A 22,515-nucleotide genomic window follows, 5' to 3' on the forward strand; every position below is an offset into this window, starting at 1 on the left:
AACATCCTCTTCGCACCAATCATGTTCGCGCATTGATCGTTGAGGAATTTTTTGTGACCAAGCCTACCAAGTACCGTGACGTTGAAATCCGCGCTGCCCGTGGCAACACGCTCACCGCCAAAAGCTGGCTGACTGAAGCACCGCTGCGCATGCTGATGAACAACCTCGACCCACAGGTGGCCGAGAACCCGAAAGAGCTGGTGGTGTACGGCGGCATCGGCCGGGCCGCGCGAAACTGGGAATGCTACGACCAGATCGTCGAAAGCCTGACCAACCTCAACGACGACGAAACCCTGCTGGTGCAATCCGGCAAACCCGTCGGCGTATTCAAGACCCACAGCAATGCCCCGCGCGTACTGATTGCCAACTCCAACCTGGTGCCGCACTGGGCCAGTTGGGAACACTTCAACGAACTCGACGCCAAAGGCCTGGCCATGTACGGCCAGATGACCGCCGGCAGCTGGATCTACATCGGCAGCCAGGGCATCGTGCAGGGCACCTACGAAACCTTCGTCGAAGCCGGCCGCCAACATTACAACGATGACCTCAAGGGCCGTTGGGTCCTGACCGCCGGCCTCGGCGGCATGGGCGGCGCCCAGCCGCTGGCCGCGACGCTCGCCGGTGCGTGCTCGCTGAACATCGAATGCCAGCAGGTCAGCATCGATTTCCGCCTGAGCAGCCGCTACGTTGACGAGCAAGCCACCGACCTCGACGACGCCCTGGCGCGCATCGAGAAATACACCAAGGAAGGCCGCGCGATCTCCATCGCCCTGCTGGGCAACGCGGCGGAAATCCTGCCGGAACTGGTCAAGCGCGGCGTGCGCCCGGACATGGTCACCGACCAGACCAGCGCCCACGACCCGCTCAACGGTTACCTGCCCGCCGGCTGGACCTGGGACGAATACCGCGCCCGCGCCAAGACCGAACCGGCCGAGGTGATCAAGGCCGCCAAGCAATCCATGGCCGTGCACGTCAAAGCCATGCTCGAGTTCCAGAAGCAAGGCATCCCGACCTTCGACTACGGCAACAACATCCGCCAGATGGCGCAAGAAGAGGGCGTGGAAAACGCCTTCGACTTCCCGGGTTTCGTACCGGCCTACATCCGCCCGCTGTTCTGCCGTGGTATCGGTCCGTTCCGCTGGGCTGCGCTGTCGGGCGACCCGCAAGACATCTACAAGACCGACGCCAAAGTCAAAGAGCTGATCCCGGACGACGCCCACTTGCACAACTGGCTGGACATGGCCCGCGAGCGCATCAGCTTCCAGGGCTTGCCGGCACGTATCTGCTGGGTTGGCCTGGGCCAGCGCGCCAAGCTCGGCCTGGCATTCAACGAAATGGTGCGCAGCGGCGAGCTGTCGGCGCCGGTCGTGATTGGCCGCGACCACCTGGACTCCGGCTCGGTGGCCAGCCCCAACCGTGAAACCGAATCGATGCAGGACGGTTCCGATGCCGTGTCCGACTGGCCACTGCTCAACGCCTTGCTCAACACCGCCAGCGGCGCGACCTGGGTTTCGCTGCACCACGGCGGCGGCGTCGGCATGGGCTTCTCCCAGCACTCCGGCATGGTGATCGTCTGCGACGGTACCGACGAAGCGGCCGAGCGCATCGCCCGCGTACTGCACAACGACCCGGCCACCGGCGTGATGCGTCATGCCGATGCGGGTTACCAGATCGCCATCGATTGCGCCAAAGAGCAGGGCCTCAATCTCCCGATGATCAAATAACTAATGTGGGAGCGGGCTTGCTCGCGAATGCGGTGTATCAGTCACCGAAGTCGTTAGCTGACCCATCGCTTTCGCGAGCAAGCCCGCTCCCACATTTGATCTGCGTTTCACCCAAAAACAATCCATCAGAGGTTGAACAACAATGGCTGTAACAGACGCTCGTGCAAGCACCACCCCGTTGATCGAAAGGCGTTCGATCGACTACATCCCGGAAGCGGAAAGACACGGCCGTCTATTGAGTCAGTTCACCCTGTGGTTGGGTGCCAACCTGCAAATCACCGCGATTGTCACCGGGGCCCTGGCCGTGGTGTTGGGCGGTGATGTGTTCTGGTCGTTGATCGGTCTGTTGATCGGTCAACTGCTGGGTGGCGGCGTCATGGCGCTGCACGCAGCCCAGGGCCCGCAATTGGGCTTGCCACAAATGATCTCCAGCCGCGTGCAGTTTGGCGTATATGGCGCGGTGATCCCGCTGGTGCTGGTGTGCCTGATGTACATCGGATTTTCCGCCAGCGGCTCATTGCTGGCGGGGCAGGCGGTGGCGCAGTTGCTCCACGTCGAAGACTGGGTCGGCATCGTGTTGTTCGCCGGGCTGATCATGGTGTTCACGATCTTCGGCTACCGGGTGATCCACGGTATCGGTCGCATCGCCAGCGTGCTGGGTGTGGTTGCCTTCGTATACCTGTTCTACAAGCTGCTGGTCGGTAACGACATCGGTGCGTTGCTGGGCAACAAGCATTTTTCCCTCAGCAGTTTCCTGCTGGCGATTTCCCTGTCGGCGTCCTGGCAGATTGCGTTCGGCCCTTATGTGGCGGACTACTCGCGCTATTTGCCGCGCAGCACGCAAGCGTCGAAAACCTTCTGGGCCGTGGGCCTGGGTTCAGTGATCGGCGCGCAGGCTTCGATGGTGTTTGGGGTGTTTGCGGCGGCCCTGGCCGGTTCGCAATTCGCTCACCATGAAGTGTCGTTTATCGTCGGCCTGGGCGGCACCGGGATCGTCGCGGCGCTGCTGTATTTCAGCATCGCCTTCGGCAAGGTCACCGTGACCACCCTGAATGCCTACGGCAGCTTTATGTCCATCGCGACGATCATCAGCGGCTTCCGTGGCAACCGACATATCGGCAGTGGCACGCGGCTGTTGTACATCTTCGTCATGGTGTCGCTTGCCGCTGCGCTGGCGTTGCTGGGCAAGGACTCGTTCCTCAAGGATTTCTCCGCGTTCATCCTGTTCCTGCTGGCGTTTTTCACGCCGTGGAGCGCGATCAACCTGGTGGATTTCTACTGCATCACCAAAGAACGCTACGACATTCCGGCGCTGTCCAATCCCGACGGCCGCTACGGTCGCTGGAACCTGATGGGCATCAGCATCTACGTGTTTGGCGTGCTGATTCAGATGCCATTCATCTCCACGCATTTCTACACCGGGCCACTGGTCGCCAGCCTCGGTGATACCGATATCTCCTGGATCATCGGCCTGGTGGTGCCGGCTGCGCTGTACTACTGGGCTGCCAGAAAATGGCACAGCCCGACGCCTGAGCGTTTGATCCTGCCGGTAGAGCAGGGCGCTGTACCAACGACAAACGGGCTGGCTGCACAGGCCTGATGGGACGTGGACAAGGCAGGACGCCTTTTGACTGCCGTAATCCATTTCATGATTGGGAGCGTCACACAATGAAAATGCATAAGACCCTGCTGACCACGTTGTTCTCTGCTGGCTTGCTGGCCACTGCCGGCGCCCAGGCGGCAGGTTGGTGCGAGTCCGGCAAGCCGGTGAAATTTGCCGGTTTGAACTGGGAAAGCGGCATGTTGCTGACCGACATCCTGCAAACCGTGCTGGAAAAAGGCTATGACTGCAAAACCGACAGCCTGCCGGGTAACTCCATCACCATGGAAAACGCCCTGAGCAGCAATGACATCCAGGTGTTCGCCGAGGAGTGGGTAGGCCGCAGCGAAGTCTGGAACAAGGCCGAGAAGGCCGGCAAAGTCGTGGGTGTCGGTGCTCCGGTGGTGGGCGCTGTCGAAGGTTGGTACGTGCCGCGCTACGTGATCGAAGGCGACGCCAAGCGCAAGCTGGAACCCAAGGCGCCGGACCTGAAAAACATCGCCGACCTGGCCAAATACGCCGCGGTGTTCAAGGACCAGGAAGAGCCGTCCAAGGGACGTTTCTACAACTGCCCGGCCGGCTGGACCTGTGAGCTGGACAACAGCGAAATGCTGAAAAGCTATGGCCTGGAAAGCACCTACACCAACTTCCGCCCAGGCACCGGCCCGGCGCTGGATGCGGCGGTGTTGTCGAGCTACAAGCGTGGCGAGCCGATCCTGTTCTACTACTGGTCGCCCACCCCGTTGATGGGCCAGGTCGACCTGGTGAAGCTGGAAGAAAAGCCCGGTGTGGATAAAAGTGTGAGCATCAAGGTCGGTCTGTCCAAGACCTTCCACGAGCAAGCCCCGGAATTGGTGGCCGTGCTGGAAAAGGTCAACCTGCCCATCGATCTGCTGAACCAGAACCTGGGCCGCATGGCCAAAGAACGAATCGAATCACCAAAACTGGCGAAAATTTTCCTCAAGGAACATCCTGAAGTCTGGCACGCATGGGTGAGCGACGACGCAGCCAAGAAAATCGACGCGGCCTTGTAGGTTGAGCGTTTCCGGTTGCCCTCGCAGGCAACCGGACGCCCGGCCACAACCCACTGGATCGAGAGCACACTATGTTTCCTGAGAGTTTTACGTTTTCCATCGCCGATTGGGTCAACAGTTGGGTTGACTCGCTGGTGACCAACTACGGCGATGTGTTCCGGCACATCTCCGATACCCTGTTGTGGGCCATCGTCAATCTTGAAGGTGTGCTGCGCGCAGCACCCTGGTGGCTGATGCTGGCAATTGTCGGCGGCATCGCCTGGCACGCCACGCGCAAGGTCGTCACTACAGCGGTGATTGTCGGTTTGCTGTTCCTGGTGGGCGCCGTTGGCCTGTGGGACAAGCTGATGCAAACCCTGGCGCTGATGATGGTGGCCACGGTGATTTCGGTGCTGATCGGCATTCCCCTGGGGATACTGTCGGCCCGTAGCAACCGCCTGCGTTCGGTGTTGATGCCGCTGCTGGACATTATGCAAACCATGCCCAGCTTCGTGTACCTGATCCCGGTGCTGATGCTGTTCGGCCTGGGCAAGGTCCCGGCGATTTTCGCCACGGTGATCTATGCCGCTCCTCCACTGATTCGCCTGACCGACCTGGGCATTCGCCAGGTAGACGGCGAAGTCATGGAAGCGATCAACGCCTTCGGTGCCAACCGCTGGCAGCAACTGTTCGGCGTGCAACTGCCGCTGGCCTTGCCGAGCATCATGGCCGGGATCAACCAGACCACCATGATGGCCCTGTCGATGGTGGTCATCGCCTCGATGATCGGTGCCCGTGGCCTGGGTGAAGATGTGTTGGTCGGTATCCAGACGCTTAACGTCGGACGTGGCCTTGAAGCCGGTCTGGCGATCGTGATTCTCGCAGTGGTCATCGACCGCATTACCCAGGCCTATGGTCGTCCACGGCATGAGGCGAGCAAATGACTACCGTCAGCAAGATTGAAGTCAAAAACGTATTCAAGATCTTCGGCAATCGTTCCAAGGAAGCGCTGGCGCTGGTTGGCCAGGGCAAGACCAAGGACCAGGTGCTGGCCGAGACTGGTTGCGTGGTGGGTGTGAACGACCTGTCCCTGAGCATCGGCACCGGCGAGATCTTCGTGATCATGGGCCTGTCGGGTTCCGGCAAGTCGACCCTGGTGCGCCACTTCAACCGCCTGATCGACCCCACCAGCGGCGCGATCCTGGTGGACGGCGAAGACATCCTGCAACTCGATATGGAAGCCCTGCGCCAATTCCGCCGGCACAAGATCAGCATGGTGTTCCAAAGCTTCGGCCTGCTGCCCCACAAGAGCGTGGTGGACAACGTCGCCTACGGCCTGAAAGTGCGCGGCGAAACCAAGCAAGTGTGCACCGAGCGTGCGCTGCACTGGATCGAAACCGTGGGCCTCAAAGGCTACGAAAACAAATACCCGCACCAGCTGTCCGGCGGCATGCGCCAACGGGTGGGCCTGGCTCGCGCCCTGGCGGCCGACACCGACATCATCCTGATGGACGAAGCGTTCAGCGCCCTCGACCCGCTGATCCGCGCCGAGATGCAGGACCAGTTGCTGGAGCTGCAAAAGACCCTGCACAAGACCATCGTCTTTATCACCCACGACCTCGACGAGGCCGTGCGCATCGGCAACCGCATTGCGATCCTCAAGGACGGCAAGCTGATCCAGGTCGGCACGCCCCGGGAAATCCTGCACTCGCCGGCGGATGAATATGTGGACCGGTTTGTTCAGCGGCGGGCTGCGGTGGTCTGATCCGGATCTTGTGGTGAGCCGGCTGGCCTCTTCGCGAGCAAGCCCGCTCCCACAGGGGAATGCATTTCAAATGTGGGAGCGGGCTTGCTCGCGAAGAGGCCGGTAAGGCTGCACAAGAATTGAAGAAGGTACAAAGATGTCCCAGGCTGAAAAAATCATCATCGCCGACGCCCCGATGCGTTGGCAGGACGTGGTCGCCGTGGCCCGCCACGGTGCGATCCTCGAACTCTCGGGCCACGCCTGGGCGCGCATCGACAATGCCCAGGCCATCGTCCAGCGCATCGTCAGCAGCGGCGAGCGCGCCTACGGTATCAACACCGGCCTGGGCGCCTTGTGCAATGTGTCCCTCAAGGACGAACAACTGAGCCGGCTGTCGCGCAACACCTTGCTCAGCCATGCCTGCGGCGTCGGCGCGCCACTGAGTGTGGAGCAAACCCGCGCGATCATTTGCGCGGCGATCATCAACTACAGCCACGGCAAATCCGGCCTGCATCCGCAGGTGGTGCATTCGCTGCTGGGGCTGCTCAACCATGGCATCACGCCGCAAGTGCCGTCCCAGGGCTCGGTGGGTTACCTGACCCACATGGCGCATATTGGCGTCGCCTTGCTCGGCGTCGGCGATGTCAGCTATCGGGGCCGTGTCGTTCCGGCGCACCAGGCGCTGACCGAAGAAGGTTTGCAGCCGGTGGTGCTCGGTGCCAAGGACGGGCTGTGCCTGGTCAACGGCACGCCGTGCATGACCGGCCTCAGCTGCCTGGCCCTGGCCGATGCGCACCGCCTGCTGCAATGGGCCGACGTAATCGGTGCCATGAGTTTCGAAGCCCAGCGCGGCCAGATCGACGCCTTCGACGAAGAAATCATTGCCCTCAAGCCGCACCCGGGCATGCAGCAAGTGGGCATCAACCTGCGGGCGTTGCTGGACGGCAGTGAAGTGATCGCCAGCAGCAAAGGCATTCGTACCCAGGACGCCCTGAGCATCCGTTCGATTCCCCAGGTGCACGGCGCCGCCCGTGACCAACTGGAACACGCTACCCGCCAGATCGAAACCGAGCTCAACGGCGCCACTGATAACCCGCTGGTGCTCGGCACCCCGGACAACTACCGCGTGGTGTCCCAGGCCAACCCCCACGGGCAGTCCGTGGCCCTGGCGTCAGACATGTTGGCCATCGCCATGGCGGAAATCGGCTCCATCGCCGAGCGCCGCCTGGACCGCCTGATCAACCCGCACGTGAGTGGCTTGCCGGCGTTCCTGGTGAGCAACCCCGGGGTCAACTCCGGGATGATGATCGTGCAGTACGTCGCGGCCTCGCTGTGCGGGCAAAACCGCCAGTTGGCGCAACCGGCGGTGCTCGACAATTTCGTCACTTCGGGCTTGCAGGAAGACCACCTGAGCATGGGCACCAACGCCGCGCTGAAGCTGTATTCGGTGCTGGAAAACGTCACCCAGATCCTCGCCATCGAGTACCTGCTGGGAGCCCAGGCGTTCGAGTTTCTCCAGGAGCAACGCTTCGGCGCCGGCACCGACGCCGCCTGGCGTTTGCTGCGTGAACACGTCCCAGCCTACGACCAGGACCGCTGGCTGGCGCCGGACATCGCAGCCACCGCCGCGTTGCTCAAGACCTCCGATTTGTTGAACCGTGTTTTACCGAATTTGCACTGAAACCTAATTCAAAAGGAGTATGAATGTGACTGCGCTAAATCTGATTCCAGGCCAACTGAGCCTTGCCCAACTGCGGGCCATCTACCAGCAGCCGGTAACCCTCAGCCTGGATGACAGCGCCTCGGCCCAGATCGAAGCCAGTGTCGCCTGTGTGGAGCAGATTCTCGCCGAGAACCGCACCGCCTACGGCATCAACACCGGTTTCGGCTTGCTGGCCTCGACCCGCATCGCCAGCGAAGACCTGGAAAACCTCCAGCGTTCCCTGGTGCTGTCCCACGCCGCTGGCGTGGGTGAGCCCATCAGCGATGCGCTGGTGCGGCTGGTCATGGTGCTCAAGGTCAACAGCCTGAGCCGTGGTTTTTCCGGGATTCGCCGGCAGGTCATCGACGCGCTGATCGCCCTGATCAACGCCGAGGTGTACCCGCACATTCCGTTGAAAGGTTCGGTGGGTGCCTCCGGTGATTTGGCGCCGTTGGCCCACATGTCGCTGGTGCTGCTGGGCGAAGGCAAGGCCCGTTACAAAGGCGAATGGCTGGAAGCCACCGAGGCGCTGAAAGTTGCCGGCCTGACGCCGCTGACCCTGGCCGCCAAAGAAGGCTTGGCCCTGCTCAACGGCACTCAGGTGTCTACCGCTTATGCCCTGCGCGGCCTGTTCGAAGGCGAAGACCTGTTCGCCGGTGCATTGGCCTGTGGCGCCCTGACGGTGGAAGCCGTACTGGGTTCGCGCTCGCCGTTCGACGCACGCATTCACGCCGCCCGTGGCCAGCGCGGCCAGATCGACGCTGCCGCCGCGTATCGCGCCCTGTTGGGTGAAAGCAGCGAAGTGTCCCAGTCCCACGAGAACTGCGACAAGGTCCAGGACCCGTACTCCCTGCGTTGCCAGCCGCAAGTCATGGGCGCCTGCCTGACCCAGTTCCGCCAGGCGGCCGAAGTGCTGGTGGTGGAAGCCAACGCCGTGTCGGATAACCCGTTGGTGTTTGCGGCTGAAGGTGACGTGATTTCCGGCGGCAACTTCCACGCTGAACCGGTGGCCATGGCCGCTGACAACATGGCGTTGGCCATCGCGGAAATCGGCTCCCTGAGCGAGCGTCGTATCTCGTTGATGATGGACAAGCACATGTCGCAACTGCCGCCATTCCTGGTGGGCAACGGCGGTGTGAACTCCGGCTTCATGATTGCCCAGGTGACTGCGGCGGCATTGGCCAGCGAGAACAAGGCGCTGGCCCATCCCCATAGCGTCGACAGCCTGCCGACGTCGGCCAACCAGGAAGACCACGTATCCATGGCGCCGGCTGCGGGCAAACGCCTGTGGGAAATGGCCGAAAACACCCGCGGTGTATTGGCGGTGGAATGGTTGGCGGCGTGTCAGGGCCTGGACCTGCGCAATGGCTTGAAAACCTCGCCGGCACTGGAAAAAGCTCGCGGGATCCTGCGCAGCAAAGTGGCGTTTTATGAGAAGGACCGGTTCTTTGCGCCGGACATCAACGCCGCCAGTGAATTGTTGGCGACGCGTTGCCTGAATGAGCTGGTGCCGGCGAAGTTGCTGCCGAGCCTCTAAGGCCATCGAACCCCTCTTTGTGGCGAGGGAGCTTGCTCCCGCTGGGCTGCGTAGCGGCCCCAAAAACTTGCGGGCGCTGCGCACCCGAGCGGGAGCGAGCTCCCTCGCCACAAAAAGCTTTTCCACACCGCTTCGAATTTTCTCAGGATAAAAATAATTAAGGACGAGAAATGCACCAGCAAGAAAAAACTTTAAAACGCGGGCTCTCCGCCCGACATATTCGCTTCATGGCACTCGGTTCCGCCATCGGCACCGGGTTGTTCTACGGCTCTGCCTCCGCCATCCAGATGGCCGGTCCTGCCGTACTCCTGGCCTACCTGATCGGTGGCGCCGCCGTCTTCATGGTGATGCGCGCCCTCGGTGAAATGGCCGTGCACAACCCGGTGTCCGGCTCCTTCGGCCAGTACGCCAGCACCTACCTGGGCCCAATGGCCGGCTTTATCCTCGGCTGGACCTACGCCTTTGAAATGATCATCGTCTGCCTCGCCGACGTCACGGCGTTCGGCATCTACATGGGCTTCTGGTTTCCCGAAGTCGCGCGCTGGGTCTGGGTGCTGGGCATCGTGTTGCTGATCGGCGGCCTGAACCTGTGCAACGTCAAAGTCTTTGGCGAAATGGAGTTCTGGCTGTCACTGCTCAAGGTCGGCGCCATCGTCGCGATGATCCTCGGCGGCTTCGGCATCATGCTGTTCGGCATTCACTCGGCGGGCGAAGCGCCGGCCACCGGCCTGAGCAACCTGTGGGCCCATGGCGGCTTCATGCCTAACGGCGTGGGCGGCTTGATTGCGTCCTTCGCGGTGGTGATGTTTGCCTTTGGTGGCATCGAAATCATCGGCATCACCGCCGGCGAAGCCAAGGACCCGCAACGGGTGATCCCCAAGGCGATCAACGCGGTGCCACTGCGCATCCTGCTGTTCTACGTACTGACGTTGTTTGTGCTGATGGCGATTTACCCGTGGCCGCAGATCGGCAGCCAGGGCAGCCCGTTCGTGCAGATCTTCAGCAACCTGGGGATAGGCTCGGCGGCGACCATCCTCAACATCGTGGTGATCTCAGCCGCCGTCTCGGCCATCAACAGCGACATCTTCGGTGCTGGCCGCATGATGTACGGCCTGGCCCAGCAAGGGCAGGCGCCCAAAGGCTTTGCCCAACTGTCGAGCCAGGGCGTGCCATGGATGACCGTGGTGGTGATGGGCGCCGCCTTGCTCGGCGGTGTGGTGCTCAACTACCTGATCCCGGAAAACGTGTTCCTGGTGATCGCCTCGATTGCGACCTTCGCCACGGTGTGGGTGTGGCTGATGATCCTGGTTACCCAGGTCGCCATGCGTCGCTCGATGACCAAGGAACAGATTGCCGAACTGAAATTCCCGGTGCCGTTCTGGCCCTACGCGCCAGCGGCCGCCATCGTGTTCATGCTGTTTATCTTCGGCGTGCTGGGTTACTTCCCGGACACCCAGGCTGCCCTTATGGTCGGTGCCGTATGGATCGTCTTGCTGATCGTTGCCTATCTGCTGTGGGTCAAACCCGCCGCCGGGCAAACAGCCAAGGTTCATTACGACCCGGCTTTGTCTCATCGATAACCCAACGGAGGCGTTGATGAAAACGCTTTGGCAACACTGCCACGTCGCAACCATGGCCCAGGGCAAATACTCGATCATCGAGGATGCCGCCATCGTGACCTCGGGCACGCTCATCGAGTGGATCGGTCCGCGTGCCGAACTGCCGAAGGCGGACTACGCGACCACCCATGACCTGCAAGGGGCGTGGGTCACGCCGGGTCTGATCGACTGCCACACCCATACGGTGTTCGGCGGCAATCGCAGCGGCGAGTTCGAGCAGCGCCTGCAAGGCGTGAGCTACGCCGAAATCGCAGCGGCCGGTGGCGGTATTGCCAGCACCGTGCGCGCCACCCGGGCGGCGACCGAAGATGAGCTCTTCGAAAGCAGCCGCAAGCGTCTGCGCAGTTTGCTGCGGGACGGTGTAACTACCGTCGAGATCAAGTCCGGCTACGGCCTGGACCTGGCCAGCGAGCGCAAGATTCTGCGGGTGATTCGTCGCCTCGGCGCCGAGCTGCCGGTGAGCGTACGCAGCACCTGCCTGGCAGCCCACGCGTTGCCGCCGGAGTACGTGGACCGTGCCGATGCTTACATCGAGCACATCTGCGCCGAGATGCTGCCGGCGCTGGCAGCGGAAGGCCTGGTGGATGCAGTCGACGCCTTCTGTGAATACCTGGCGTTCTCGCCGGAGCAGGTAGAGCGCGTGTTCATCGCTGCCCACCAGCTCGGCTTGCCGGTGAAGCTGCACGCCGAGCAGTTGTCGTCCCTGCACGGTTCCAGCCTGGCGGCGCGTTATCAGGCACTGTCGGCGGACCACCTGGAATTCATGACCGAGGAAGACGCCATCGCCATGGCCGCTTCCGGCACCGTCGCGGTGTTGCTGCCGGGGGCGTTCTATTTCCTGCGGGAAACCCAGTTGCCGCCGATGGACGCCCTGCGCAAGCACGGTGTGAAGATCGCCATCGCCAGCGACCTCAACCCGGGCACCTCGCCGGCATTGTCGGTGCGCTTGATGCTGAACATGGCCTGCACGCTGTTCCGCATGACTCCGGAAGAAGCCCTGGCCGGCGCCACGCAACATGCGGCTACCGCTTTGGGTCTGGGGGACAGCCACGGCTCGCTGGAGGTGGGCAAGGTCGCGGATTTTGTCGCCTGGCAGATTGATCGCCCCGCCGACCTGGCCTACTGGCTGGGCGGCGAGCTGGATAAACGCGTCGTGCGCCACGGCGTCGATGTCACCGTTTAAGGAGTACTGCTGTGGATAAGGTTCTGAACTTCAAACAAGGCCGTGTGCCGCTGCTGATCAGCATGCCCCACGCGGGCCTGCGGCTGACGCCGGCGGTGCAAGCCGGGCTGATCCCCGAGGCGCAAAGCCTGCCGGACACCGACTGGCACATTCCCACGCTGTATGACTTCGCCGAAGAACTGGGCGCCAGCACCCTGGCGGCGGAGTATTCGCGTTTTGTCATCGACCTGAATCGGCCCTCCGACGACAAACCGCTGTACGCCGGCGCCACCACCGGCCTGTACCCGGCGACGCTGTTCGACGGTGTGCCACTGTTCCGCGAAGGCCTGGAGCCTTCCAAGGCCGAGCGCGCCACGTACCTGGAGCAGGTGTGGACGCCGTATCACCGCACCCTGCAGGACGAGCTGGCCCGGCTCAAGGCCGAGTTCGGCTATGCACTGCTGTTTGATGCGCACTCGATTCGCTCGGTGATCCCGCACCTGTTCGAAGGCAAGCTGCCGGACTTCAACCTTGGCACCTTCAACGGTGCGGCCTGCGATCCGCAACTGGCCAGCCAATTGGAAGCCATTTGCGCCGGTCACCCGCAGTACAGCCATGTGCTCAACGGGCGATTCAAGGGCGGCCATATCACTCGACACTATGGCAACCCGGCCGAGAACATCCACGCCGTGCAGTTGGAGTTGGGGCAGTGCACGTACATGGAAGAGTTTGAGCCGTTTCGTTATCGCGCCGACTTGGCCGAGCCGACGCGAGTGGTGTTGAAGGAACTGCTGGAAGGGTTCCTGGCGTGGGGCAAGCGGCATTACTCCTGATTGGCGTCGCTGCTGAGATAGCCCTCTTCGCGAGCAAGCCCGCTCCCACATTCGACCGAGTTTCTGCAGTCGAAATGCAATCAAATGTGGGAGCGGGCTTGCTCGCGAAGAGGGCTTCACAGCCACTCACCTCTCAAGTCGTCTGTGTGCAAATCCCTGTCGCCACAGGTCGCTTTGATCGAGGTCTCGCTGGGTAAGGTGTTGGGCACGGCGCGTCAGACGCCACTCCCACAATAAAAACTGCCGAGTGAGACCGCATCGATGAAAAGACTGTTCAACCGTTGTCTGTTGATTCTCACCGGCGCCGCACTCCTGAGCGCCAATGCGATGGCCGCCGACCCGGCCTCGTGCAAGGTCGTGCGCATGGGCGTGGTCAGCTGGACTGACGTGATCGCCACCAGCGGCATGGCCGATGTGCTGCTCAATGGCCTGGGTTATGACAGCAAGCAAACCAGCGCCGTGCAGCAAATCATCTTTGCCGGCATCCGCGACAAACGCCTGGATATCTTCCTCGGCTACTGGAAGCCGGCGATGGACAACAACATCGCGCCATTCCTCGCGGCCAAGCAGGTCAAGGTGTTCGACAAGCCGAGCCTGTCCGACGCTCAAGCGACGCTTGCGGTGCCGCAGTACGTTGCCGACGCCGGCTTGAAAACCTTTGCCGACATTGCCCGCTTCAAGGACAAGCTGGGCGGCAAGATCTATGGCATCGAGCCGGGCAGCGGCGCCAATACCGATATCCAGAAAATGATCGATGACAATCGCTTTGGCCTTGGCGGCTTCAAGCTGGTGGCGTCCGGCGAGGCAGGCATGCTGGCCGCGGTGCAGCGGGCGGTGAACCGCAAGGAGTTCGTGGTGTTTGTCGGCTGGACCCCACACCCGATGAACATCAACATGAAAATGGCTTACCTGACCGGCAGTGAAGATGTGTTCGGCGCCAACGAAGGCATGGCCACGGTCTCCACGGTGACGGCACCGGATTACGCCGAGCGTTGCCCCAACGTGACCCGCCTGCTGGAAAACCTGACCTACACTGCGGCCCAGGAAAGCCAGTTGATGGTGCCAATCATGGACCGCAAGACACCGCAGGATGTGGCCAAGCAATGGTTGCGCGACAACCCTGAGGATTTGCAGCGCTGGCTGGCGGGTGTGACGACGCTGGATGGCAAGGACGGTGTAGCGGCGGTGCAGGCCAGCCTCAAACCCTGAGCAAATGAAGATCAAAATGTGGGAGCGGGCTTGCTCGCGAATGCGGTGGATCAGCCACACATGTATTGACTGACCCACCGCATTCGCGAGCAAGCCCGCTCCCACATGGGATTTGTGGCGGCTGTTAAATCTTTATCATCAGGACGATCCTTTGATGTCCCATTACCCGATTTCCCCGCAGATGTGCGCCTTCGTCGAAAAAACCGAATCCTTCACCAGCGCCGACACGTCGCTGGCCGGATTGCGCCGGGGCTATGACCGCATGTGCCAGGCGTTCACCCCGGCGCGGCCCGAAGGGTTACAGGTGTCAGACGTTTCCCTGAGTGGCGTGGGCGTACGCGTTTATCAACCATCGACGCCAACCCCTGATGGCGGCTGGCCATGCATCCTTTATATGCACGGTGGCGGCTGGGTGGTCGGCGGCCTGGATTCCCATGACTTCATTTGTGCTGAGCTGGCTGGCTCACTGCAGGTGCTGGTCATCGCCATCGATTACCGCCTGGCACCCGAACACCCGTTTCCGGCGGCCTTTGAGGATTGTCGAGCGGTCTGGCAGGCGATTCAGGCGGGTCAAGCGCCTTGCCCCGTTAACCTGCAACGCCTGGTGGTGGCCGGTGACAGCGCTGGCGGGAACCTGGCGGCCGCCTTGTGCCTGGGCCTGCGGGATGAGCGTCAACCGCAGCCCTTGGCGCAAATCCTGATCTATCCGGGCCTGGGCGGCCCCGCTGACCTGCCGTCCCGCCGCGACTGCGTCGACGCGCCGCTGCTCAGTACCGCCGACACCGAGTGCTATCTCGCCCTTTACCTGCGTGGGCCGGGCAAGCCATCACCCTACGCCATGCCATTGCTGGCGGTGAATTTCAGCGGGTTGCCACCGGCGCTGATCGCGGTCGCCCAGTTCGACCCATTGCGGGACGACGGCATGCTCTACGCCGAGCGCCTCCAGGCTGCCGGGGTGGCTGCCACGCTGTATCCCGGCAAAGGCCTGATCCACGGCTGTCTACGGGCCCGGGGCCAGGTGGCGGAGGTCGATAGGCTCTACGTTTATCTGCTGGATTATCTGCGTGGTGTTTTGCTGACACAGCTCTAAGTCCGCAAGGGCATGCTCATTGCACAATTCGGGTTTATGATGCCAGACGGCAAAATAATAGACGTCCCCCCAGGGATGAACTCGACCCCTTACGGAGCGCGCAATGCAGACTTTGTACCCGCAGATCAAACCCTACGCCCGGCACGATCTGGCCGTCGATGAAACCCACGTCCTGTACGTCGACGAAAGCGGTTCCCCGGAAGGCTTGCCCGTTGTGTTCATCCATGGCGGCCCCGGCGCCGGGTGTGACGCCAATAGCCGCTGCTATTTCGATCCCAATCTGTACCGAATTGTTACTTTTGATCAGCGTGGCTGCGGGCGCTCCACCCCACGGGCCAGCCTGGAAAACAACACCACCTGGGACCTGGTGGCCGACCTTGAGCGGATCCGCGAACACCTGGGCATCGAGAAGTGGGTGTTGTTCGGCGGTTCCTGGGGTTCGACCCTGGCCCTGGCCTACGCGCAAACCCACCCGGAGCGCGTGCATGGCTTGATCGTCCGGGGTATTTTCCTGGCCCGCCCCCAGGACATCCAATGGTTCTACCAGGCCGGTGCCAGCCGCCTGTTCCCGGATTACTGGCAGGACTACCTGGCGCCCATCCCGGCGGAGGAGCGTCACGACCTGCTCAGCGCCTACCACAAGCGCCTGACTGGCAACGACCAGATCGCCCAGATGCACGCCGCCAAGGCCTGGTCCACGTGGGAAGGCCGCATGTTGGGCCTGTGCCCGAACCCGCAATTGATCGAGCGTTTCTCCGAGCCCCAGCGCGCCCTGTCGATTGCCCGTATCGAATGCCATTACTTCACCAACAACTCATTCCTTGAGCCCGACCAGCTGATTCGCGACATGCACAAGATCGCCCATCTGCCTGGCGTAATCGTGCATGGCCGCTACGATATGATCTGCCCGCTGGATAACGCCTGGGAGCTGCATCAAGCCTGGCCCAACAGCGAACTGCAGATCATCCGCGAGGCCGGCCATGCGGCGTCCGAACCCGGAATCACCGATGCGTTGGTACGTGCGGCGAGTGAAATGGCACGGCGTCTGCTTGATCTGCCGCCTGAAGAAGCATGAAGGGGCTTTTACAGCGGGTGCGCGGCGCCCGGGTCGAGGTAGAAGGGCAGGTGGTGGGTGCGATAGACCAGGGTTTGCTGGTGCTGGTGGCCGTCGAGCCTTCAGATACCCAGGCTTGCGCCGACAAGCTGCTGCATAAGCTGCTTAACTATCGGGTGTTCAGCGACGACGAGGGCAAGATGAACTTGTCTTTGAAAGACATTGGCGGCGGTTTGCTGCTGGTGTCGCAGTTCACCCTGGCGGCAGACACCAAGAGCGGCTTGCGTCCCAGCTTCTCCACGGCGGCACCGCCGGCGTTGGGCGAGGCCCTTTTCGACTACTTGTTGTTACAAGCGCAACAATTGCATGGCACGGTAGCGGCAGGGCGTTTTGGCGCGGATATGCAGGTGCATTTGGTCAATGACGGGCCGGTCACCTTCCTGTTACAGACGTGAATGTACTGAAAACGACTTGTAATGCCCAAAAAACCGGTTTTTCGCTACAAATACTTCGCTGACCCTGATGCGTTGTCACGCGGGCTACTAGATAATCGCGCGCTACGGGGATCAGCGTTAATTGGTCCATTTTTGACTTAGGTAGAGACTTGTCCGATCGCTAGTGGGGAATCATTTAGCCCCATGGGAGTCGGAACAATGCTCGCCAACCTGGCATATAGATAGCTGGCCGTTGGTTTTTTGATCTGTTTTCGGCGAGGGTTGCTCGTGATTGTTAGTCCCTGTAATGCACCAAAATTGTCTGCCAAACGGTTACGAAACGCACTGGTAACGGGCTCTGCCCTGTTTTGCCTGTTCGGCGCGGGTCAACTGTGGGCATTCAGTCTGGATGATGTGTCGGCCAAGGCAAAAGAGCTGGCCGGGCAGAAATACGAAGCTCCGCGCAGCAATTTGCCGAACGAATTCCGCGAAATGAAATTCGCTGATTACCAGAAAATTCGTTTCCGCAATGAAAAAGCCGAGTGGGCCGATCAGAACACCCCGTTCAAGCTGTCCTTCTATCACCAGGGCATGCACTTCGACACCCCGGTGAAAATCAACGAAGTCACCGCCGACAGCGTCCAGGAAATCAAGTACGACCCGTCTCGTTTCGATTTCGGCGACGTCAAGTTTGATCCCAAATCCACCGAGCAACTGGGTTATGCCGGTTTCCGTGTGCTGTACCCGATCAACAAGGGCGACAAGCAAGACGAAATCATGACCATGCTCGGCGCGAGCTATTTCCGCGTTGTGGGTAAAGACCAGGTCTACGGCCTGTCTGCCCGTGGCATGGCGATCGACACTGCCTTGCCTTCCGGCGAAGAATTCCCGCGTTTCACCGAATTCTGGATCGAACGTCCGAAGCCGGGTGAGAAGCAACTGGTGATCTACGCCTTGCTGGATTCGCCACGGGCTACCGGCGCTTATCGCCTGATCCTGCGCCCTGGCACCGACACCATCGTCGACGTCAAATCCCAGATGTACCTGCGTGACAAGGTCACCAAGCTGGGCATCGCTCCGCTGACCAGCATGTTCCTGTTCGGCGCCAACCAGCCGTCCAAGGTCCTCAACTACCGTCGCGAGCTGCACGATTCCAGCGGCCTGTCGATCCATGCCGGCAACGGCGAGTGGATCTGGCGCCCACTGAACAACCCTAAACACCTGTCGGTCAGCAACTTCACCGTGGAAAACCCACGGGGGTTCGGCTTGCTGCAACGCGGTCGCAACTTCAGCCACTACGAAGACCTCGACGACAACTACGACAAGCGCCCAAGCGCCTGGATCGAGCCTGAAGGCGATTGGGGCAAGGGCTCCGTCGACCTGGTAGAGATTCCGACCGCTGATGAAACCAACGACAACATCGTTGCGTTCTGGAGCCCGGAAACACTGCCAGAGCCAGGCAAGCCGCTGGACGTTGCCTACCGCCTGCACTGGACATTGAAAGACGCCGAGTTCCATTCGCCAGAAAGCGCCTGGGTCAAGCAGACCCTGCGTTCCACCGGCGACGTCAAGCAATCCAACCTGATCCGTCAGCCAGATGGCAGCGTGGCTTACCTGGTGGACTTCGAGGGCCCGTCCCTGAAGAAACTGCCAGCTGACGCACCAGTTCGCAGCCAGGTCAGCGTGGGCGACAATGCCGAAATCGTTGAAAACAGCGTGCGCTACAACCCGCACACCCAAGGCTGGCGCCTGACCCTGCGCATGAAGATCAAGGACGCAGGCAAGCCGACCGAAATGCGTGCTGCCCTGGTCCAGGACATCGTTCAGCCGGAACCAGAGAAGGTTTCGACCCAAGTGCTGAAAGCCGATAAGGTCCTGGCCAAGCAACACGAGAAGGCGGCGAAGAAAGACGCCAAGGACAAGGACGCCAAGCAGCCGGAAGCGGCTGCCCCAGCCACACCGGAGCCGGCCAAGACAGAGCAAGTCCTGACCGAAACCTGGAGCTATCAGTTGCCTGCCGATGAGTAATTCTCAAGTCCAGCCAGAGACTCTTGCCGAGTACCTGGCCCATCTACCGATGACCGATGAGCAGCGTGCCGAACTGGCGGGCTGCGAGTCCTTCAGTGAATTGCACAAGCGCCTGTCATCGTCCACGTTCGACGCACCTGCCGACGCTGCCCAAGCGTCGGTAGGCGCGCGGCTGACCCTCAACACCGCCGAAGAGCTGCAAGACGCCGAAATGCTGGCGCTCGACGCCAGCGGCCGGGTCTGCCTCAAGGCCACGCCACCGATCCGTCGGACCAAGGTCGTGCCTGAACCGTGGCGTACCAATATCCTGGTGCGTGGCTGGCGCCGCCTGACCGGCCGCACCAATCCACCGGCACCGCCGAAGGATGAGCGCGTGCTGCCGGCTGCCCGCTGGCGCACCGTCGGTTCGATCCGTCGTTACATCCTGCTGGTGCTGATGCTCGGCCAGACGATCGTCGCCGGCTGGTACATGAAAGGCATCATGCCGTACCAGGGCTGGTCCTTCGTCGACTTCGACGAGATCCGCAACCAGACCCTGCTGCAAACGGCCACCCAGGTCCTGCCTTACGCCCTGCAAACCAGCATCCTGGTGCTGTTCGGGATTCTGTTCTGCTGGGTCTCGGCCGGTTTCTGGACCGCGCTGATGGGCTTCCTGGAACTGCTGACCGGTCACGATAAATACCGTATCTCCGGCAAAAGTGCCGGTGACGAGCCGATTCCGAAAGACGCCCGCACCGCCTTGGTGATGCCGATCTGCAACGAAGACGTGCCCCGGGTATTTGCCGGCCTGCGCGCGACGTTCGAGTCGGTAGCCGCCACCGGTGACCTGGATCGTTTCGACTTCTTCGTCCTCAGCGACAGTAACGAGGCCGACATCTGCATCGCCGAGCAGCAAGCCTGGCTCGACGTGTGCCGCGAAGCCGGTGGCTTCGGCAAGATCTTCTATCGCCGCCGTCGCCGTCGCGTCAAACGCAAGAGCGGCAACCTGGACGACTTCTGCCGTCGCTGGGGCGGTGACTACAAGTACATGGTGGTCCTCGACGCCGACAGCGTGATGAGCGGCGAATGCCTGACCAGCCTGGTGCGCCTGATGGAAGCCACGCCGGATGCCGGGATTATCCAGACCGCGCCACGTGCGTCGGGCATGGACACCCTGTATGCGCGCATGCAGCAGTTCGCCACCCGTGTGTACGGCCCGCTGTTTACCGCTGGCCTGCACTTCTGGCAGTTGGGTGAATCCCACTACTGGGGCCACAACGCGATCATCCGCATGAAGCCGTTTATCGAGCACTGCGCCCTCGCGCCGTTGCCAGGTAAGGGCGCGTTTGCCGGTGCGATCCTCTCCCACGACTTCGTTGAAGCGGCGCTGATGCGCCGTGCCGGCTGGGGCGTGTGGATTGCCTACGACTTGCCGGGCAGCTATGAAGAACTGCCGCCGAACCTGCTGGATGAGCTCAAGCGCGACCGTCGCTGGTGTCACGGTAACTTGATGAACTTCCGCCTGTTCCTGGTGAAAGGCATGCACCCGGTGCACCGTGCGGTGTTCCTGACCGGCGTGATGTCGTACCTCTCGGCGCCGTTGTGGTTCTTCTTCCTGGTGCTGTCGACGGCCTTGCTGGCGGTCAACACGCTGATGGAGCCGCAGTACTTCATGGCCCCACGCCAGTTGTACCCGCTGTGGCCTCAATGGCATCCGGACAAGGCGGTGGCGCTGTTCTCCACCACCATCGTGCTGCTGTTCCTGCCTAAGTTGCTGAGCATCATCCTGATCTGGGCCAAGGGCGCGAAAGAGTTCGGCGGCAAGTTCAAGGTGACCTTGTCGATGCTCCTGGAGATGCTGTTTTCCATGTTGCTGGCGCCGGTGCGGATGATCTTCCACACCCGTTTCGTGCTGGCCGCGTTCCTCGGCTGGGCTGCGACCTGGAACTCGCCGCAGCGTGACGACGACTCCACGCCATGGAGCGAGGCGGTCAAGCGCCACGGCCCGCAGACCCTGCTCGGTTTCTTCTGGGCATTGCTGGTGGTGTGGTTGAACCCAAGCTTCCTGTGGTGGCTGGTGCCAATCGTCGGTTCGCTGATGCTGTCGATTCCGGTGTCGGTGATCTCCAGCCGGGTCAAGCTGGGCCTCAAGTCTCGCGACGAGAGCCTGTTTTTGATCCCTGAGGAATACAACCCGCCCCAGGCGCTGTTGTCGACCGACAAGTACACCCACGAAAACCGTTGGCACGCGCTGAATGACGGTTTTGTGCGTGCGGTGGTCGATCCACAGCAGAACGCCCTGGCGTGCGCCTTGGCAACTTCCCGTCACGGGCAGGCGGAGCCGATCGAATGGCTGCGCGTTGACCGTGTGCGCCACGCGTTGAAAGTCGGCCCGGCCGGCCTCAACAACGGCGAGCGCCTGGCTCTGCTCAGCGACCCGGTCGCCCTGGCCCGCTTGCACGAGCAGGTCTGGAACGAAGGCCACGCTGAATGGCTCAACGCCTGGCGCGAATCGCTCAAGGCCGATCCCCATGCGCCGTTGCTGCCACTGAAACCGCTGTCGTCCCAGGCTCAACCGGCCTGATTCCGACGCCCCCGAGGTAACGCCTCGGGGGCGTTTGTTGCCACCGTCCTACGCTATTTTTCCCTTCTGCTTCATTCTGCTAACTCCTTGTTATTTCGAAACAAAAGACCCTTCGCCGAGGCGTATTGCCGTGCCTGCGAGTGGGTTAGCATCGCCCCCAAAATCTGACTCGAAGCCCTTGGCCTACGCGAACTTACGCGTGGCTGGGCGTGGGTGTGTTTAACGGAACAGGGGCTTTTCATGATCAAAAGGTATTTGTCGATGCTGCTGCTCGGCATCGTCACGCTTTCCCACGATTACCTGGCGCACGCCGGCGCCATAGACGAGGCCGTTCGGCGGGGTGTGCTGAAAGTCGGCACCAATCCGGCCTATGTGCCCTTTGAGATGACCGACAAGAAAGGCCGGATCGTCGGGTTTGAAATTGATCTGCTGCGGGAGATGAGCAGGGCGCTGGGGGTCAGGCTGGAGCTGGTCTCGGTGCCGTATACCGAGCTGATTCCCGGCCTGCTGGCCAACCGGTTCGACCTGATCGGCAGTGGCATGACCGTGACGCAGGAGCGCAACCTGACCCTCAACTTCAGCGACTCGTTCATCATTGTCGGCCAGACCGTGCTGCTGAACCCACGGTTGGCCGACAAGGTCCAGAGCATCGAAGACTTGAACGAAGCCGGTTACCGGATCGTGGCCGCTGACGGAACCACGGGCGAGGCGGCGGCGAAAAGGTTTCTCGGCACGGCGCGGCTGCGCAGTTTTCCAACCCCTGAAGAAGGCGTGCGCCAGGTGGTGGAGGGCAAGGCCGACGCCTTTGTCCACGATGCGCCCTATAACCTGATCGCCATCGCCAAACCCCAGAACAGTGCGTTGCTGGCATTGGAGCAGCCTTTCACCTACGAGCCTTTGGCGTTCGGCGTGAAAAAAGGCGATTACGACAGCCTCAACTGGATCAATCACTTCCTCAATCAGGTGGCCCAGGACGGCACCTACGATCGGCTGCATGACAAATGGTTCAAGGACTCGGACTGGATGGCGGAGGTGGACTGGTAGTCATAACTACTTACACATCAAGCAATTGGCCGACCTGTGGGCTGAAGTGTCTAGCCGTACCGTTCTCTGCGCGGTTGTGAAGCTTTTCTGTCATCCCTTGGCAACAAATCCCGGCGAAACCTTTGTACCGGGCGGTGAGTGAGTTAGGATCGCACCCCG

16 protein-coding genes and 1 pseudogene are annotated in these 22,515 nt (G+C 61.5%); all 17 read left to right on the forward strand.

The window, feature by feature from the left end:
• The first annotated feature begins 53 nt into the window (after positions 1–53).
• The 17 genes and pseudogenes from hutU (at position 54) to D109_RS0118645 (ending at position 22,356) form a co-directional block, all read left to right on the forward strand.
• Positions 54–1,724 carry a urocanate hydratase gene (gene hutU / locus D109_RS0118565; RefSeq protein ID WP_026078058.1) on the forward strand — a complete coding sequence of 557 codons (1,671 nt, stop codon included), beginning with the start codon at positions 54–56 and terminating at the stop codon, positions 1,722–1,724.
• A gap of 142 nt (positions 1,725–1,866) precedes the next feature.
• Positions 1,867–3,324, forward strand: coding sequence for a cytosine permease (locus D109_RS0118570; RefSeq protein ID WP_017478191.1), 1,458 nt, complete (start codon positions 1,867–1,869; stop codon positions 3,322–3,324).
• Between the two features lie 68 nt (positions 3,325–3,392).
• Complete coding sequence (locus D109_RS0118575; RefSeq protein WP_017478192.1) at positions 3,393–4,358, forward strand: ABC transporter substrate-binding protein; 966 nt, start codon at positions 3,393–3,395, stop codon at positions 4,356–4,358.
• A gap of 71 nt (positions 4,359–4,429) precedes the next feature.
• Entirely contained in the window at positions 4,430–5,281 is an 852-nt protein-coding gene (locus tag D109_RS0118580) for a proline/glycine betaine ABC transporter permease (protein WP_017478193.1), read from the forward strand.
• The gene (locus tag D109_RS01000000132000) at positions 5,278–6,102 is read left to right on the forward strand and encodes a glycine betaine/L-proline ABC transporter ATP-binding protein (RefSeq protein WP_017478194.1); all 825 of its coding nucleotides are present in this window, start codon (positions 5,278–5,280) and stop codon (positions 6,100–6,102) included. Before D109_RS0118580 ends, D109_RS01000000132000 begins: the two co-directional genes overlap by 4 nt.
• 136 nt (positions 6,103–6,238) lie before the next feature.
• Positions 6,239–7,762, forward strand: coding sequence for a histidine ammonia-lyase (gene hutH / locus D109_RS0118590; protein WP_017478195.1), 1,524 nt, complete (start codon positions 6,239–6,241; stop codon positions 7,760–7,762).
• A 19-nt stretch (positions 7,763–7,781) separates the two neighbouring features.
• Complete coding sequence (gene hutH, locus D109_RS0118595) at positions 7,782–9,320, forward strand: histidine ammonia-lyase (protein ID WP_017478196.1); 1,539 nt, start codon at positions 7,782–7,784, stop codon at positions 9,318–9,320.
• Between the two features lie 170 nt (positions 9,321–9,490).
• Positions 9,491–10,900: an amino acid permease gene (locus tag D109_RS0118600; RefSeq protein ID WP_017478197.1), complete on the forward strand. Its 1,410-nt coding sequence runs from the start codon at positions 9,491–9,493 to the stop codon at positions 10,898–10,900.
• Positions 10,901–10,916: 16 nt separating this feature from the next.
• Entirely contained in the window at positions 10,917–12,122 is a 1,206-nt protein-coding gene (gene hutI / locus D109_RS0118605) for an imidazolonepropionase (protein WP_017478198.1), read from the forward strand.
• A gap of 11 nt (positions 12,123–12,133) precedes the next feature.
• The gene (gene hutG / locus D109_RS0118610; protein WP_017478199.1) at positions 12,134–12,934 is read left to right on the forward strand and encodes an N-formylglutamate deformylase; all 801 of its coding nucleotides are present in this window, start codon (positions 12,134–12,136) and stop codon (positions 12,932–12,934) included.
• A 261-nt stretch (positions 12,935–13,195) separates the two neighbouring features.
• Complete coding sequence (locus tag D109_RS0118615; RefSeq protein ID WP_017478200.1) at positions 13,196–14,143, forward strand: choline ABC transporter substrate-binding protein; 948 nt, start codon at positions 13,196–13,198, stop codon at positions 14,141–14,143.
• Between the two features lie 154 nt (positions 14,144–14,297).
• Complete coding sequence (locus D109_RS0118620; RefSeq protein ID WP_017478201.1) at positions 14,298–15,233, forward strand: alpha/beta hydrolase; 936 nt, start codon at positions 14,298–14,300, stop codon at positions 15,231–15,233.
• A 103-nt stretch (positions 15,234–15,336) separates the two neighbouring features.
• Positions 15,337–16,308, forward strand: a complete 972-nt coding sequence (pip, locus tag D109_RS0118625) for a prolyl aminopeptidase (RefSeq protein WP_008439282.1) — start codon at positions 15,337–15,339, stop codon at positions 16,306–16,308.
• On the forward strand, positions 16,305–16,742 hold the full coding sequence (gene dtd, locus D109_RS0118630; RefSeq protein ID WP_017478202.1) for a D-aminoacyl-tRNA deacylase: 438 nt from the start codon (positions 16,305–16,307) through the stop codon (positions 16,740–16,742). Before pip ends, dtd begins: the two co-directional genes overlap by 4 nt.
• Positions 16,743–17,009: 267 nt before the next feature.
• A complete protein-coding gene (locus tag D109_RS0118635) occupies positions 17,010–18,749 on the forward strand; it encodes a glucan biosynthesis protein G (protein WP_026078060.1) in 1,740 nt (579 codons plus the stop codon).
• Positions 18,742–21,332: pseudogene (gene mdoH / locus D109_RS0118640) on the forward strand (glucans biosynthesis glucosyltransferase MdoH). Before D109_RS0118635 ends, mdoH begins: the two are co-directional and overlap by 8 nt.
• Positions 21,333–21,552: 220 nt before the next feature.
• Complete coding sequence (locus tag D109_RS0118645; protein WP_017478205.1) at positions 21,553–22,356, forward strand: transporter substrate-binding domain-containing protein; 804 nt, start codon at positions 21,553–21,555, stop codon at positions 22,354–22,356.
• Positions 22,357–22,515 lie beyond the last annotated feature (159 nt).

Source organism: Pseudomonas sp. PAMC 26793, from assembly GCF_000313235.1.
Classification (GTDB): Bacteria; Pseudomonadota; Gammaproteobacteria; order Pseudomonadales; family Pseudomonadaceae; genus Aquipseudomonas; species Aquipseudomonas yamanorum.